The following is a 14,459-nucleotide window of genomic DNA, read 5'->3' as shown; positions in this document are numbered from 1 at the left end:
GGTGCCATCGGTCGCTCCATGACATCGTGGCGCCATGACCATCGCAGTCCGCCCGGCTTCGGTATTCGAGGATGTCCGTACCCTGGTCGGCCCGAAGTCGCCCGGGGCCAACGTCTGCTGGTGTCTGAGCTACCGGATTCCGTCCAAGCTCAACAACGAGCTCCGCGGTCCGGCCCGAGGTGAGTATGTCGCCGGGCTGTGCCGTGCGGAGCCCCCGCCGGGGGTGCTCGCCTACGACGGCGACGATCCGGTCGGCTGGGCCGCCGTGGCGCCGCGCTCGGACACCGCCTTCGCCCGCAGTCGCAGCATCCCGCACGTCGACGATCTGCCGGTGTGGTCGCTGTGGTGCATCCGGGTTCGCCCCGGTCATCGCGGTGAGGGGATCTCGCACGCCCTGATCTCCGGTTCGGTCGAGTTCGCCCGTGCCCACGGTGCGCCCGCGGTCGAGGCGTACCCGCTCGACAGCGGCGACGCCAAGGTCGACCTGACGATGGCGTACGCCGGGATCCGGAAGAACTTCGAGCGCGCCGGGTTCACCCACGCCGCCGACACCACCTCCGTGCTGGCCGGCCACCCCCGCGTCCTGATGCGGCTCGACCTGCGCCGTTAGGGGCGACCGTCGCGGCCGCGGGTCACCCACGGCCGCAGCTTCTCCGGGTTGCGGACCACCCAGATCCGGGCGACGCGCCCCTCGGTCACGTCGAACGACGCCACGGTCAGGACGACACCGCCCCGCAGGGCCACCAGGCCCGGCGCGCCGTTGACCGATCGCTCCAGGAGTTCGAGCCCCGGGGCCCGGTCGGCGATGGCGACCATGTACGAGGCTATGCGCGCGTCCCCTTCGACCGGGCGCAGGGCGGCGCCGGCCAGGCCGCCGCCGTCGGCGGTCATCACGGCGGACGGGTCGAGAAGGTCGACGAGCGCCGCGATGTCCTTGTTCTCCCACGCCTCCTTGACGCGCCGCACCACGTCGGCCCGCGCGTCCACCGCGACCGGAGCCCCCGCGTCGGGCACCCGCCGCCGGGCGGAGGCCGCGAGCTGCTTGCAGGCGGCGGGGGTACGGCCGAGGACGGCGGCGATCTCCGCGAAGGGGTAGCGGAAGACATCGTGCAGGACGAACGAGACGCGCTCGGCGGGGGTCATCGTTTCCAGCACGACGAGGAACGCCATGGTCACCGACTCGTCCAGGACCATCCGGTCGGCGAGGTCGGATTCCCGGCCGCCGCCGCGCTCAACGGGGTCGGGCAGCGGATCGGGCAGCCACGCACCGACGTACCGTTCGCGCCGGACCCGCGCCGAGCCGAGCACGTCCAGGCAGATGCGGCCGGTCACGGTCGTCAGCCACGCGCCGGGCGACACGATCTCGTCCCGTCGGCTCCGCGGCAGCGCGTACCAGCGCGCGAAGGCCTCCTGCACGGCGTCCTCGGCCTCGGCGAGCGATCCGAGCAACCGGTAGGCCACATTGATCAGTCTGCCGCGCTCACCGGCTGTCTCCTCGGTGCCCGCCCCCGCCGCCCCCATGCTCCCGCCTCTTCCCGCCTTACCTTTCACCGGCCCGCGTCGAGGGTTGGTGAGACCTTATCGATCGACTGCCCACGGGCGGAAAAGAGGCGTGGCATGGCCACTCCGGCGACGGCACGGCGCGCATTCCCGTTTCTGCGGATCGCGATCGCCCTGCAGACTCTGACGATCTTCGTCCAAGCGGTCTCCTCCGGGCTGCTGATGACCTCGTCCTACGGGGAGACACTGCACAGCGCCGGAGCGCGCGTGATGTATGGGGCATCCATGCTGTACGTCCTCGCGGCGATACTGGCCTGGAAGCCGGGCGGCGGCTCGCCCCGCCCCGTCCTGCACGCGTCCGGCTTCCTGGTCCTGGCCTCGGTCCAGGTCGCGGTCGGCATCGCGCACCTTCCGGCGGTCCATCTCCCCCTGGGGGTCCTGATGTTCGGACTGAGCCTGCTGGCCCTGGCCCGGCGCTGAGGTCCGCCGCGGCAGCGCACGGGGAGCGGCTGCCAGGCCACGGGTGTCCGCGATGCAGTCATCCACGCGGATAAGTGCCACCTGCAGCTACTCTCCGTGCGGTACACGCGGCACCCACCGACGCGAAAGGCCGAACGACAGCATGGACGGGAACAACGGCACCGGCCACGGGCGCGTCGTCGCCGCATTGGACGGCGTGGGCATGCGCCGCCACACCACCGGTCAGGTCATCCTCGACAGCGTCGGCTGGACCGTCCGGGCCGGCGAGCACTGGGCGCTGCTCGGCCCCAACGGAGCGGGCAAGACCAGCGTCCTGCGGCTCGTCGGCGCCACCGCGTTCCCCACCACCGGCACGGTCGACGTCCTGGGCCACCGGCTCGGCCGCGTCGATGTGCGGGAGCTTCGCGCCCGTATCGGTCACGTCTCCACCTCCCAGCGCGTCCCGGGGGACCTGACCGGCCACACCACCGTTCTCACCGGCCACACCGGCACCGTCCAGCCGCTGTGGAAGTCGTACGACGACGAAGTGCGCGAGCGCGCCCGCACGTTGCTCGCCGAGCTTCGGATCAAGGACCTCGCCGACCGGCCGTACGGCGTCTGCTCGGGCGGTCAGCGCGCCCGTATCCTCATCGCCCGCGCCCTCATGGCCGATCCGGCCCTGCTGCTGCTCGACGAGCCGTTCAACGCACTCGATCTGCCCTCGCGCGAGGACCTCATCGACACCATGCGTCATCTCGCCCTCAACAGGCCCGAGTTGTCGACCGTGACCGTCACCCACCATCTGGAGGAGCTCTCCCCGGCGATCAGTCACGCCCTGCTGCTGCGTGAGGGGCGCGTCCTCGCGGCAGGGGCGGTCGAGGATGTCCTCACACAGGAGCGCATGACCGCCTGCTTCGGCCGCCCCATCGAGGTGTCACGACACGCGGGCCGCTGGCTGGCCCGCTCGGGCGGCTTCGGCCAAAGCGTGTCCGGCGGATCTCGCGACTGCCGCGGCTCCAGCTCGTCGACATGGACACGGGAGGGGAGATCTGACAGTTGATGAGTGACCTCGGCTGGTACCACATCTGCCCAAGACCGGACAGCGGGGCGGGCGTTGGTCGAGCCACCGCAGGGTGGTCAACGGAATTCTCTTCCGGGGCCGGACCGGGGCCTTGGCGGCACCTGCTCGGCCCAGGCCCTGCCGCTGCTGGGCGAAGATTTCGGTGACGTAGGGCTCGACGTATTCCTTGTGCTCGAAGTGGGCGTTGAAGTACCACCAGGCGACCAGTGAGTCGGGAGCCTGCGGCTCGGGCTGCCAGTCCCCCTGCAGTGCGAGTGGCATGCGGCCCTCGACCGGGGCGGACGCGAACCCCGTGCCGGTCGTGCGGAACACCTCGGCGTCAAGGCAGTCGGAGCTGTGCTCCAGAGTCTGGTAGGCGAGCCCGTGCAGGTCCAGCTTGTCGGCGATCAGCGACGCATACGCGCTGGGCACCAGGTAGCCGACGCGCACGGTGAACGAGGGCACTGTGCTGCCGCGATAGGGCACGCGCCAGATCTGCGGGGTTGCCGGGTCGTAGACCGTGACGGGTTCGCCGGAGATCAGGACAGTTCGCGGGTGTAGGCGTAACCGCGGAACTCGATGGTACTCACTGGCTCCGATGCGTTCTGTGGGCCTCCCTCTGTGCCGCTGGGGCCGTCGCGGCGGTCGACCACGACATCCAGGATGACGTCCTGGCCGCCCAGCATGCTCGCGCGCTGGAGGGCTGGTCGACCGCTCGACCCACCATCTGCGCCTCACCGACGCCGGGAAGTCCTTCCGTATCCGCGCGGCCGCCGCCCTCAACGCTGCCGAGGCCGCTTTCGACCCCGCCCGCGCGGGCCCCTGGCCGCTGCGTCTGGGGCACGCGTGGTTTGCCCTCGGCCGTCATACCGCCACCGTCATGCACCGCTGGCAGCAGCTCCATCCTCAGATGCCCCTGCACCTGCTGAGGACCGACTGACCGTCGGCGACAGCTACACGGTAATGGTCGTGACGTAGGCAGCTGTGGCCTTTACTCCCCCTGCGCAGTGGCTGGTTGAGAGCTTTCCGGCCTTCATCCAGGGGCCGACGCCCGCGTACTTGCCGTTGCAGTAGAGCATGACGGCGTGGCGGCGATTGGACGGCAGTTGCGGGCAGGACGAATAGCCGGTCCCACCGCCTTGATCGACGTCCATGGCGTAGAACTTCGCCTTGCATCCCCAGCGGGTCTCGGAAGCCGCCGCCGCTGAACCCGTGGTCGTCACGAGACCGGTCACGGCCATCGCGGATATAACAAATGCTGTCAATGTTCGCCTCAATGCACTGCCCTTTCATTGCCGTTCATTCGACTGCACTGGTGTGCACGATTCGACGTTATGAAGGGCCGGAACGACATGGGTGTGTTGTTACTGGCCTTGCATCAGGTGAGAACGCGATCGTCACCGAGGCCGCCCAGAATGCCCCGTAACCGCTGGTCCGGGCGGGATGGTCTGCCGCACGTGTTCGCGCCTGGCAGCGCCCGGAAACCTGAAGTCGTCCCGCCCGGACCATCCCGCGCAGCGGGGAGCAGTGCTCGGCGAACGCCGAGCCCAGGTTGATGGTGGGACCGTCCCAGCGCGCACGGGAATGGTCCCGGCGACGTCGTGGCGACCGCCGGACCGGCCGAATGTCTGCTTCCCGGGGAGCCGCACGGCCGAGTAGGTGCTGGGATTCAGTGGTGACGGCGATCAGCCGCCGTGGAGCCCCCACTCGTCGAGGCCGCCGTACACGTGGGCTTCCAGGCATTGCGGAGCGTCCATACCGACGGCCTCGCCCCGGTAGAGGGCGATGAGCGAGTCCTTGCCCCGCCACCACGTGTCCGTGACGCCCTGTACTTCAGGCACCGGATCGAAGCCGGCGAGGTCCAATGACTCAACCGCCTTCCCTTTGATTCTTGTCACGGTCCTGGCCCGGCGACCGGCATGGGCGGCGAGCGCCAGGGACTCCACCCATCCGTCCGTGCTGGCATGCAGTGGTGTCCAGCGGTAGGCATCGATCCCGAATGCGCCGTCGGAGCCGACCATGAAGCCATAGGCCATGGACACCCGACAGTCTCCCGCCGGAAACGACCAGCCCTCAGCGGCAGAGCCTTCAGGACAGTCGGCGTCCAGGATGCGCGGACCGCCCTCGTAGAACGGGGCGGGCGGCAGCGCGAGACCGCCCCAGCGGTCCTGGAAGGCCGCAGCACGGTCGATCTCCACCGCCGGGATCCCGTGCTCGATCCACCTCTCTCGGTACTTACCGAGGCCCTGCCGGGGAACACGAACGCCGTCCACCTCGACGAACCTCTGTGCACGGTCGGTCAGGCCGGCAGGCGCAACCGGAATGGGCGATACGGGAGGGGTGGCCGTCATGATGCCGGAGTCTAGTGGCGGGTGGAGGTCGCACTGCGGGTCGCGTAGCCGACCTCGCCGACCGGATAGGGGAGCACACCGGGCGCCGGCCACCGGCGGCGGCAGTTGCCCGCAGTCCTGCTCGCCGACCAAGACGGCGCCGCGCAGAGCCAGGCTCCCCTATCCGGCCGGCCCCGTCGCCCGGGTTTCTCCCGGTTGCGGTGGCCGGCTCCTGGCCTGACGGTGGTGCCGGGAGCACGGCCTGCAGCGGCACGGCCAGAAGCGAGGAGAACTGATGGACGACAGCCCAGGCGGGCGCCGGGTCCGGAGTGCTCCCGCCCGCCCTCTGCAGGGGCGGGTCGCTGTCGTCACTGGCGCCGCTCGCGGTGTCGGCGAAGCGCTCGCCCGCAGCCTCTCCGGTGCCGGGATGCAGGTCGCCCTGCTCGGCCGGGAAAGGGCGACCCTGCTGGAGACCGCCGGTTCCCTCCCCGGCCGGAGCATGTGCGTCGAGTGCGACATCACCGACCGCACGGCGCTGGTGGACGGTGCACGCCGCGTGGAGGCGGAGCTCGGGCCAGCGAGCGTGGTCGTGGCCAACGCCGGTATCGCGGTGAGCGGCCCGTTCGACCGTACGGCGGCCGAGCTCTGGCAACGCGTCATCGATGTCAACCTCACCGGATCCGCCAACACGGCCCGCGCCTTCCTTCCCCAACTCGGCGCGACTCGCGGATACTTCCTTCAGATCGCCTCCACCGCCGCGTTCGGTGCCGCACCCATGATGAGCGCCTACTGCGCCTCCAAAGCCGGAGCGGAGTCGTTCGCCCTCTCCCTGCGCGGCGAGGTCGAACCGGACGGCATCCAGGTCGGCATCGCCTACCTGCACTGGACCGGCACCGACATGCTCACCGGCATCGACGACGACCCCGTCCTCGAAGCCCTGCGCCGCAATCAGCCCCGCCCCGCACGCCGCATCCACAGCACCGCCGAGGTCGCCCAGTGGCTCACCCAAGGCATCACCCGCCGCAGCCCTCACATCTACGCCCCGCCCTGGCTCCGCTGGTGCCAGCCCCTCCGGCCCCTCTTCCCGGCACTCGTCGCCCGGACCGCCCGGCGCGAACTACGGGCCCACCCCGGCGGGACGAGGTCTTCCCGCGGCGAGGTCCTGGGCACCGGAGGGCACGCCGATTGGAACTCCTACCGGGCCTCCCGCTCCACGCCTCGGTCCGACCCGTAGGACGAGCAGTCCCTGTCCACGACCGCGGTCCGAGCCCTGGACAGTACAGAGACGCGACGAACAAGCAATGCCCGCAGGCGCGGAACCCGAGGCCTGCTGCTCCCCGCGCCCACGAGGATGGTCCACCGGTGTACGGCGCGAAGAGGGCGGCGGTCTCGGGCGTCGGCATGATGTGCCAGTGCAGATCACGGCGGCTTGCCGGCCAGAAGCGCCCCACCCTCTCGAAGAAGTTCTGCATCAGGCGTCCTCGATGCCGGGCCAGCGTTCCTGCCGAGTGATCCACTCCCGGCGGGCGTAGGCGCGGACCGCGTCGCGGTCGCTGTCGGTGCCACCGTCCTCCAGCTCGCCGGGGATGTCGCCGGTGGTGCTGGTTGCGTGCTGCTGGTCGTGGTGGACGAGTTGGTCGGCGACGTCCGAGGCGTCGGTGCGCAGCTCCACGTCCGTCGGGACCGGGGTGCTGGTCTCCTGGTAAAGGCGGGGCAGGTAACTGCCGTGTCCGCGGCACAGGGCGAGCATGTCCAGGACGACCGCTGTCTCCAGGAGGTCGTCGCGGCACTCCCGCGCGACGCTGGCGAGGTGGGAGTCGACCACGTCCTGGCGGCCGGCGTAGTGTGCGGCCACCAGGCCCCGCGGCCCATCAACGCCAGGCGCGGCCACGCGTTGGCAGCACATGACAAGCACTCGCATCACACAGCTGCACCGCGCCGCCCGTACGACACCCGCCCGGGCACAAGCCCGTCGCGCAGCACCGGACGACGCGGCCGAGCCTCGCCGCCGTCACCGCGTCGGCCGGCCACGCGGCCCCCGGAGGATCCCGCTGGCGACCCGGATCCTGCCGGAGGACGACACCTGGCTCACGGCGGCGCTGGAGCAGACCGGACTGGGTCTGCGGGACGGCGTCACCCAGGCACAGCGGCTGTGGTGCAAGAAGCTGAAGGTCCCCGTGCCAACCGCGCACGACTAAGGTGCGCGATTCACGGACGGGCGTACCTTCGAGGCAGTCGACGATCCCGTTCCGATCGTGGCCTGCGGCCGGGCGGCGGCGCAGCGAATCGTGAGCGTGTGCCGCCGAACCTTGTCGGACATGCGCAAGGTCGCCTTCAGTTGCCCTTCATCAGGAGATGCAGGAGTGTCACTACGCCGACTCCGACCAACAGGGCGGTACCGAACTGAGGATACTCAAGGGCCACGTACACCACGAAAGCGCCAGCAAGCATCATCAGCACGGTTCGGGGATCGAGTTCACTGTTCACGGCTACGGGCTCCTCGCCATGGTCTACGTGGAGGAACCAGCGCTTCCTGGGACAGCGCCATGCACACGCCTGCGAGGACTCTCGCCGCGCGCACGTGTTGGTGCAGCTCAGAAGGTGGAAGGCAGAGTCAACACCTCCCATGAGCTGGTGACCTTCTTGAGCAAGTGGGCGGAGATGATCCGGTATGACGGGCGGCCCGCTTGCCCGACCGGCCCTCGAAGTTGCGGTCGTTTGGCGGCTGCACCGCGACCGGCCCGTCCGCTATTCGCGGACGGGCCGGTTACCCCTGTTAGGTCTAATGGGGCTGCCCCGGGGTGGCGTGGGCAGAGCTGTTCAGCGGGGCCGGTCAGCGTTCGACGACGTCCTTGTCGAGGTCGCGGTCGACCAGGTCCACGTCCAGGCCGCGGGCAGCACAGCGCTCGGCGAGTTCGCCGGCCACCGTGGCAGCTCGGCGCCGGCCGCCCGCACACCCGGCGGCTACGGTGACCGGCTCCTCCTGGCGGGCCCGGCGAGGAACGCCCCGACCATGGCGAGGGGCGACTGGACCACCTCCTCGATGCTGTAGGTGGCCATCACCGCGTTTGTGCGACATCCCGTGAGTTCTCCTGAGCCCCTCAGAGTCACCACCCTCGCGGCCAGGGGATTCCCCCTCTCTGGATGTCCTGCCGCCGCCCACGGCGGCGCAGTTCAACCGCGACCCGAAGTAGCCGGGCCGACCGCGCGCGAGGCCCGTCCCCGCGATCGATCCGCTGCAACGCGCAGACCCGACAGGGAGGACGGCAGAGCGCCTCAGGGCGCCAGCAGGGGCAGTCCGGCCGTACGCCACAGATCACGGAAGCCGTGCTCCGCCCCGCGATCGTCCTCCACCCGGCGCACGCCCTCCGCTCTCCGCGCTCCTCCCGACCGCCGGGCCGCGTCCGCCTCCTCTTCCGCCTCCGTACGCCAGACCCGTACCGTCGCCCCGCTCCCGACGGGTCCGTCGAGGGGAGCCCAGCCCGGTTCGCCATGGGTGGCGAACTCGGCCCAGGCGCCGGCCATGCGCCGGGAGAGTTCCTGGTCCGCCGCGCCGGGCGGGCCGCCGACGAGGAAGTGGACGCTCTCCTCGTGGAGGTTGCCGAACGCGAACGGGATGTCCGCGCAGTGCCAGGCGCGCACCCGTCCCCCCGCACGGTCCCGGCGGCGGTCGAAGCGGGCGAGGAAGGCCCGGCCGCCCGCCAGGGCGTGGGCCTCGGCGAGGCGGGTGCTGTACTCGGCGAACAGGAGGCCGGAGTAGAGGGACAGATAGACATCGAGAAGCGGCGCGTCCGGCAGCCGCTCCCGGTGACCCTCGACGAGCGGTGCGGGAAGCCCGAAGTCGGCCGCGAAGGAGGCCAGTTGCTCCTCCGACGTGATCTTCGCACTGCTGCCGACCGCGTCCAGGAGCCAGTACTCCTCCGTGGTGTGGCAGACCAGCAGCTCCACCGCGCCGCCCGCTCCGGCCGCCAGTGCCTCCAGCGGGTCGGCGGTCAGGAGGACGCCGTCGGCGACCGGGCCGTAGATCGCCGGGTCGTAGTGGCGCTGCCCCGATCCGGGGTCCTGTGCGTACCGCTCGCAGACCCGGTCCGTCGCGGCCACGAGGGCCTCGGGCGGGGCGGCGAGCAGACCCGCGCGAGTGGCGGGCACGCCGGCCGCCGCCGCGACCTCGGCGGTCGTGCGGGCCGCCTGCTCCACCGTGGCGAAGGCGTTGACGGCGCTGTGCAGGACGGCGCGGCGGAAGAGGCCCCGCGCCCGGTCGGCCACCGTCAGGCAGGCCGCGGAGGTGGCGCCCGACGACTGTCCGGCCAGGGTGACCCGGTCGGGCGCGCCACCGAAGGCGGAGATGTTGTCGCGGACCCATTCCAGGGCGGCTATCTGGTCGAGGAGGCCCCGGTTGTCGGGGAAGGCCGCAGCGCTGGTGCCGACGCCGGGGACGGGCACATCGCCGTCGGCATCGGCGTCGGCGCCGGACAGATCGCTGTCGGCGTCGACGTCGGGCACATGGCCGAACCCCTCGAAGCCGAGGCGGCTGTTGAGGGTGACGACGACGAGCCCTCCGCCCGCCAGTGCGGTGCCGTCGAAGTCGGGCTGGGCCGATGACCCGAAGACGTACGCGCCGCCGTGAATCCAGACCAGCACGGGCAGGTCGCCCGGTCCGTCGGCGGGCGTCCAGATGTTCAGCGTGAGGATGTCCTCGTCGCCGGGCGACCAGCTCGGTGCGCCCGGCAGTTCGGCCGACTGGGGGGCCACCGGCCCGAAGGCGGTGCAGTCCCGCACGCCGTCCCAGGGTTCCGTCGGCTGTGGCTCCCGGAACCGGCGGACGCCGAACGGCGGGGCCGCGTACGGGAGTCCGAGTACGGTGACGATGCCGGGGTCCCGGGCGGCGCGTCGCCCCCGTACTCTCCCGGACTTCGTCGTGAAGACGTCCACGGCTCCCACGCCCCTTCCCCCGCTCCCGCTCCTGCCCCGTCCGGCCTCGGCGGGGCCGGGCCAGCATGCCAGCCCGCCCGACGTCACCACCAACGGATTGATCTTGGGCCGCTCCCCGCTCCCTCTCCCCCACGCGTCTGCCGCCTGCGCATCTGCCGGCTTCCTGCCCGCCGGCCCGCTTGCCCTTTCCGCCTTCCGCCTTTCCGCCTATCCGCCGATCAGCTCGCGCACGGTCGCCATGTCGCTGAACGGCAGCAGTTCGCCCCGGATGCTCTGGTGCGGTTCACTGCCCTTGCCCGCGATGAGCACGATGTCCGCCGGCCCCGCCTCCGCCAGCGCGGCGGCGATGGCCAGGCGGCGGTCGGTGATCCGCTCGAACGGCGTTCCGGTCGACGCGATGCCGGGGGCGATCTCGTCGAGGATGGCCTCGGGGTCCTCGTAGCGGGGATTGTCGGAGGTGAGGACGCACAGGTCCGAGTGGTCGCCCGCGATGGCGCCCATCTCGGCGCGCTTGGTCGTGTCGCGGTCGCCGCCGCAGCCGAAGACGGTGATGACCCGGCCCCGGGCGAAGCTCCGGATCGTGGTGAGGACCTTGCTGAGGGAGTCCGGCGAGTGGGCGTAGTCCACGATCACCGAGGTGCCGCCGGGGGTGTGGAGGCGTTCGAAGCGGCCGGGGATCTGCGGCATCCGCTCCAGTGCGTCGACCAGCCCGGCCAGACCGTGGCCGAGGAGGTGACAGGCGGCCACCGTGGCCAGCGCGTTGGAGACCGAGAACCGGCCCGGGGAGGGGATGGCCGCCGGGTACTTGCGGCCGTCGTGGTGCAGCGTGAACCGGGTGCCCGAGGCGTCCACGGTGAGATCGCTCGCACGGTAGTCCGCGTCGCCGTCCAGCGCGTACGTGGTCACGGCGTCGGGCATCAACTCCCGGATCCCTGCGCCCACCGGGTCGTCGGCGTTGACCACGGCACGGCGGCACAGCCCCTGGAAGAGGCGGAGTTTGGCGTCCCGGTAGTTCTCCATCGTGCCGTGGTCGTCGAGGTGGTCCTGGGTGAGGTTGGTGAAGACGCCGACGTCGATGAACGTACGGTCCAGACGGTGCGTCAGCAGGCCCATCGAGGTGGCCTCCAGGACGACGCTTCCGGTGGCGCGGTCGCGCATGTGCCCCAGCAGATACTGGAGATCGGGCGATTCCGGGGTGGTGAGCACCGAGGGGGGCATCGGGATGGGCTCGTCCCCGATGCGGCTGCCGGCGGTGCCGATCACCCCGACCCGGGTCCCTTCGGCGATCCGCAGAACCGACTCGGTCATGTACGAGACGGAGGTCTTGCCGTTGGTGCCGGTGATGGCGATCAGGTCCATCGCCCGGCCCGGTTCGCCGTAGTAGCGCGAGGCGAGGACCGCCGCGGCCCTGCGGACGTCGGGGACGCGTACGGCGCACACGTCGCCCGGCGCCGCGGGCAGCGGCGGCGCCTGTTCGTCGACGAGTACGGCGACCGCGCCGCGGGCGACCGCCGGGGCGACGGCTTCGGGACCGCCGGCGGCGTGGCCGGGCACCGCGGCGAAGACGGAGCCGGGGGTGACCCGGTCCGCGTCGAACGTCGCTCCGGCGGTGACTTCGGTGCGCGCGGGGGTTCCGCGCAGCACGTGGTGGTCCTGCCCGGCCATGAGGTCGCTCAGCTTCACGATGATCCCTTCGAGTGCGGCGCGGCCAGGTGGTGCGGCCGTCGCCGGGAAGCGGCACGGGCGGGTGTGCCGTGGGCCGCGTGGTGCTGTGGAGCCGATCGTGACGCTCGCGTCCGGCGAGCGCCGGAGGCGACGGTGAGCTCCGGCGCTCAGCGGGCCGGAGTGGTGGTGCGGGTGAGGGAGCGGCGGGCCGGGGGCGGTGACGCCGGGGGCCGGGAACGCCGGATGCTGCTGTCGGGAACCGCCGCGTGAACCGCTAGCCGTGGCCGTGCAGTGCGGTACGGCCCGTTCCGGGCGCCGCGTCCGCGGGCGCCGGGGGCACAGCCGCGCGCGTGGCAGCCGGGGACAGCGCGGAGACGGCCCGGTGCGGGCATGTCCTCGGTTCGGCGCTGCGTCCCATGGGCCGAGTGTACGTGCGGTGGGAAGGGTGCCGGTCCGCCGTCGGGCCGCCCCGACCGGGGCGAACGCCCGGAGCGGAGTCCCGGGCGGGGTTCGGGCCGAGACCGGGCGTCTTGGAGCGGGAGCCGGGCGTCAGGGTGTGCTGTCGACCAGCCGGACGGTGCCGAGGATCTTTCGCACGGTCGGTTCGGGGACCTCGTCGTCGACGCCGCGGACGCCGACGAACGTCCAGGAGACCGTCTCACCCGCCGGGTTCTCGAAGGCGAACGCGGTCGCCCTGCCGTCGTAGGAGCAGCGCCCCGTGCCGTCGACACCGGTCGAGGTGGCCGTCGCCACGCTCCCGGTGATGCCGGACCTGGTGGTGAACGGCTTCGCCGCTCCGGTGGTGACCTTCTCCTTCGACGGCTGGGCGTAGCTGCCGTAGACCCACAGGCGGGCGTTCTCCCGGGCCGCTTCGGCGGTGCTGCGGGCGTCGGGCTCGCCCCGGGAACCCGCGGCGGCGAGCGGGGTGTCCTCCTGGGTGCCGTTGCCGTCGTCGTCGGACCGGCACCACTTCTCCTTGAGGATCGCCGGGGCCGAGAAGCCGACGAGCGGTGTCTCCTCGGGATCGCTGTTCTCGGCGACGTAACTCACCCAGCCGGTCGACTTGAGCGCCCACGCGGCCGGGACGTCGAAGGCGATGCCGTGCTTGGGGTTGACCACGGTCTTCCAGCCGGGCACGAGGGGCGCGGTCCCGTCCTCGGCGCCCGCCCGGGTTTCCCCCGGGGACGCGGACGGCGGGACGGTGTCCGCCCGGGCGGGCCCCGCATCCGGCTTCCCGTCGTCTCCCCCGCCGCCGAGCACCAGGAACCCGGTGACCCCGGCGGCCAGCACCACGGCGGTGGCCGCGACGACGGCGACGACCGCGCTCCGGCGGCTGCCGCCGGTCCGGGACGCTCCGGGGTGCGGGGGCAGTCCGGAGGGAACAGTCTGCGCGCTCCAGGGGGCGGGGTGCCCGGGAGGTTCGGTCCGCGCGCCCCAGGGGGCGGGGGCGGCTCCCTCGTGGGGCAGGTCCTGCCGCTGCTCCTGGGGCTGCCATCCGTACGGCTGCTCCTGAGGCTGCCATCCGTACGGCTGCCCCTGCCCCTGCCCCTGCCCGTGCCCGTTTCCCTGTCCGTGCGGCGGCGGTCCCTGCTGGTGGTGATCGCCGCCGGGCGGCCGCTGTCCGTTCCCCATGGGACGTCACCCTATGCCGGACCCGCCGGACGATTCGAACGTCCGTGCCCGGGCTGCCGGACCGCCGGGAATCCCCCGGCTCCCACGACTCCCCGGATGCGCGGCGAACGGGCCGCGACCTGCGCACGGACCGGCCCGTACGCCCGTCCCGGGCACCGAAATCCGATCTTCCCTTTGCGGCCGGAGCGGGACCGGAGTGGAATTGCGTACAGGGGACAGTGGTATTCGGTACTCCCGGAGGAAAGGACGCGCCATGAGCGACACCGACTGGGGGGACGACGTCTACCAGCCCCAGGAACCCGAGGCTTCCGACCCCGGCGAACAGCTCGACGCCGGGGACACGCTCATGGATCCGTCCGGCACCGGCGACCCGCTGGACGAGGGCTACGCACCGCCGGACCGCCCCTGGGTGGTCGACGGCCTCGGCACCACGGCCAACGAGCGGCACACCGGCGAGTCCCTCGAAGCGCGGCTGACCAGGGAAGTGCCCGAGCCGGACGGTTCCGCCGGCGACGGCGTGGGCGATCTGGTGGGCGGCGACGGTGAGCCCTGGGACGACGAGGTCGGCGTGGCCCGCGCCGGACGGCTGACCCAGCAGGCGGACGGAAGCGTACCGGCCACCCTCACCGCCAGCGACGTGGGCATCGACGGGGCGGCGGCATCGGCCGAGGAGGCCGCGATGCACGTGATCCCCGAGCCGGGGGACGACGAAGCTCTCCTGGAGGCCGGTCCGGCCACCGGAACCGGCCCGGCCACCGGTGGCGCGGCAGCCTCGCCCTCGCCCTGAGCGGACCGTCGGCGAGCCCCCACTCCTGAACACGGCCGTCCCCGGGCCCGTACTCCCCTGACCGAAGCACCCCACGCACCGTCCAACGCACCTC

14 protein-coding genes and 2 pseudogenes are annotated in these 14,459 nt (G+C 71.9%); 7 read left to right on the top strand and 9 right to left on the bottom strand.

All coding sequences use genetic code 11. The features are described 5' to 3' along the window. Positions 1-34: 34 nt before the first annotated feature. Positions 35-610, top strand: coding sequence for a GNAT family N-acetyltransferase (locus tag IE272_RS14155; protein WP_190006977.1), 576 nt, complete (start codon positions 35-37; stop codon positions 608-610). Here IE272_RS14155 and sigJ read toward each other — a convergent pair. After that, positions 607-1,521: an RNA polymerase sigma factor SigJ gene (sigJ, locus tag IE272_RS14150; RefSeq protein WP_190006976.1), complete on the bottom strand. Its 915-nt coding sequence runs from the start codon at positions 1,519-1,521 to the stop codon at positions 607-609. The two genes, IE272_RS14155 and sigJ, sit on opposite strands and share 4 nt — an antisense overlap. Positions 1,522-1,617: 96 nt before the next feature. Here sigJ and IE272_RS14145 point away from each other — a divergent pair, with 96 nt between their 5' ends. From IE272_RS14145 to IE272_RS14135, 3 genes and pseudogenes are all read left to right on the top strand, one after another. Then, the gene (locus tag IE272_RS14145; protein ID WP_190006975.1) at positions 1,618-1,980 is read left to right on the top strand and encodes a hypothetical protein; all 363 of its coding nucleotides are present in this window, start codon (positions 1,618-1,620) and stop codon (positions 1,978-1,980) included. A gap of 142 nt (positions 1,981-2,122) precedes the next feature. Continuing rightward, complete coding sequence (locus IE272_RS14140; protein ID WP_229897308.1) at positions 2,123-3,019, top strand: ABC transporter ATP-binding protein; 897 nt, start codon at positions 2,123-2,125, stop codon at positions 3,017-3,019. Between the two features lie 13 nt (positions 3,020-3,032). Next, positions 3,033-3,144, top strand: a pseudogene (locus tag IE272_RS14135) (transposase); the annotation flags it as partial. A gap of 828 nt (positions 3,145-3,972) precedes the next feature. On the opposite strand, the gene IE272_RS14130 reads toward IE272_RS14135, so the two are convergent. Both IE272_RS14130 and IE272_RS14125 read right to left on the bottom strand, forming a co-directional pair. Then, positions 3,973-4,260: a hypothetical protein gene (locus IE272_RS14130; protein WP_143674025.1), complete on the bottom strand. Its 288-nt coding sequence runs from the start codon at positions 4,258-4,260 to the stop codon at positions 3,973-3,975. A gap of 444 nt (positions 4,261-4,704) precedes the next feature. Next, positions 4,705-5,370 (bottom strand): hypothetical protein, encoded by a 666-nt coding sequence (locus tag IE272_RS14125; protein WP_190006974.1) that lies wholly within the window; start codon positions 5,368-5,370, stop codon positions 4,705-4,707. A gap of 274 nt (positions 5,371-5,644) precedes the next feature. Between IE272_RS14125 and IE272_RS14120 the strand changes: the two genes are divergently transcribed. Then, entirely contained in the window at positions 5,645-6,583 is a 939-nt protein-coding gene (locus tag IE272_RS14120; RefSeq protein WP_190006973.1) for an SDR family oxidoreductase, read from the top strand. Positions 6,584-6,820: 237 nt separating this feature from the next. On the opposite strand, the gene IE272_RS14115 is transcribed toward IE272_RS14120, so the two are convergent. Then, complete coding sequence (locus IE272_RS14115) at positions 6,821-7,204, bottom strand: hypothetical protein (RefSeq protein WP_190006972.1); 384 nt, start codon at positions 7,202-7,204, stop codon at positions 6,821-6,823. Positions 7,205-7,253: 49 nt separating this feature from the next. On the opposite strand from IE272_RS14115, the gene IE272_RS14110 reads away from it, so the two are divergent. Continuing rightward, a complete protein-coding gene (locus IE272_RS14110) occupies positions 7,254-7,547 on the top strand; it encodes a hypothetical protein (RefSeq protein ID WP_190006971.1) in 294 nt (97 codons plus the stop codon). A gap of 136 nt (positions 7,548-7,683) precedes the next feature. Here the strand turns inward: IE272_RS14110 and IE272_RS14105 are convergent, their stop codons facing one another. The 5 genes and pseudogenes from IE272_RS14105 to IE272_RS14090 all read right to left on the bottom strand — a co-directional run bounded on the left by IE272_RS14105 (position 7,684) and on the right by IE272_RS14090 (position 13,578). Beyond that, positions 7,684-7,836: a hypothetical protein gene (locus IE272_RS14105; protein ID WP_190006970.1), complete on the bottom strand. Its 153-nt coding sequence runs from the start codon at positions 7,834-7,836 to the stop codon at positions 7,684-7,686. A gap of 346 nt (positions 7,837-8,182) precedes the next feature. Continuing rightward, a pseudogene (locus IE272_RS39295) lies at positions 8,183-8,281 on the bottom strand (hypothetical protein); the annotation flags it as partial. A 344-nt stretch (positions 8,282-8,625) separates the two neighbouring features. Then, the gene (locus IE272_RS14100; RefSeq protein WP_190006969.1) at positions 8,626-10,281 is read right to left on the bottom strand and encodes a carboxylesterase/lipase family protein; all 1,656 of its coding nucleotides are present in this window, start codon (positions 10,279-10,281) and stop codon (positions 8,626-8,628) included. 207 nt (positions 10,282-10,488) lie between these two features. Then, positions 10,489-11,964 (bottom strand): UDP-N-acetylmuramoyl-L-alanyl-D-glutamate--2,6-diaminopimelate ligase, encoded by a 1,476-nt coding sequence (locus tag IE272_RS14095; protein ID WP_056705281.1) that lies wholly within the window; start codon positions 11,962-11,964, stop codon positions 10,489-10,491. A 531-nt stretch (positions 11,965-12,495) separates the two neighbouring features. Beyond that, entirely contained in the window at positions 12,496-13,578 is a 1,083-nt protein-coding gene (locus tag IE272_RS14090; protein WP_190006968.1) for a DUF8017 domain-containing protein, read from the bottom strand. 253 nt (positions 13,579-13,831) lie between these two features. Here IE272_RS14090 and IE272_RS14085 point away from each other — a divergent pair, with 253 nt between their 5' ends. Then, positions 13,832-14,365 carry a DUF5709 domain-containing protein gene (locus IE272_RS14085; protein WP_050361921.1) on the top strand — a complete coding sequence of 178 codons (534 nt, stop codon included), beginning with the start codon at positions 13,832-13,834 and terminating at the stop codon, positions 14,363-14,365. Positions 14,366-14,459 lie beyond the last annotated feature (94 nt).

The sequence above is a fragment of the Streptomyces anulatus genome (assembly GCF_014650675.1).
GTDB lineage: Bacteria > Actinomycetota > Actinomycetes > Streptomycetales > Streptomycetaceae > Streptomyces > Streptomyces anulatus.
This window is presented reverse-complemented; position numbering and strand designations above follow the sequence as displayed.

Coding starts and splice junctions, on each gene's coding strand:
- IE272_RS14140 (WP_229897308.1), top strand. CDS start 2,123: ATGGACGGGAACAACGGCACCGGCCACGGGCGCGTCGTCGCCGCATTG.
- IE272_RS14120 (WP_190006973.1), top strand. CDS start 5,645: ATGGACGACAGCCCAGGCGGGCGCCGGGTCCGGAGTGCTCCCGCCCGC.
- IE272_RS14085 (WP_050361921.1), top strand. CDS start 13,832: ATGAGCGACACCGACTGGGGGGACGACGTCTACCAGCCCCAGGAACCC.
- IE272_RS14125 (WP_190006974.1), bottom strand. CDS start 5,370: ATGACGGCCACCCCTCCCGTATCGCCCATTCCGGTTGCGCCTGCCGGC.
- sigJ (WP_190006976.1), bottom strand. CDS start 1,521: ATGGGGGCGGCGGGGGCGGGCACCGAGGAGACAGCCGGTGAGCGCGGC.
- IE272_RS14090 (WP_190006968.1), bottom strand. CDS start 13,578: ATGGGGAACGGACAGCGGCCGCCCGGCGGCGATCACCACCAGCAGGGA.
- IE272_RS14130 (WP_143674025.1), bottom strand. CDS start 4,260: ATGGCCGTGACCGGTCTCGTGACGACCACGGGTTCAGCGGCGGCGGCT.
- IE272_RS14155 (WP_190006977.1), top strand. CDS start 35: ATGACCATCGCAGTCCGCCCGGCTTCGGTATTCGAGGATGTCCGTACC.
- IE272_RS14110 (WP_190006971.1), top strand. CDS start 7,254: ATGACAAGCACTCGCATCACACAGCTGCACCGCGCCGCCCGTACGACA.
- IE272_RS14145 (WP_190006975.1), top strand. CDS start 1,618: ATGGCCACTCCGGCGACGGCACGGCGCGCATTCCCGTTTCTGCGGATC.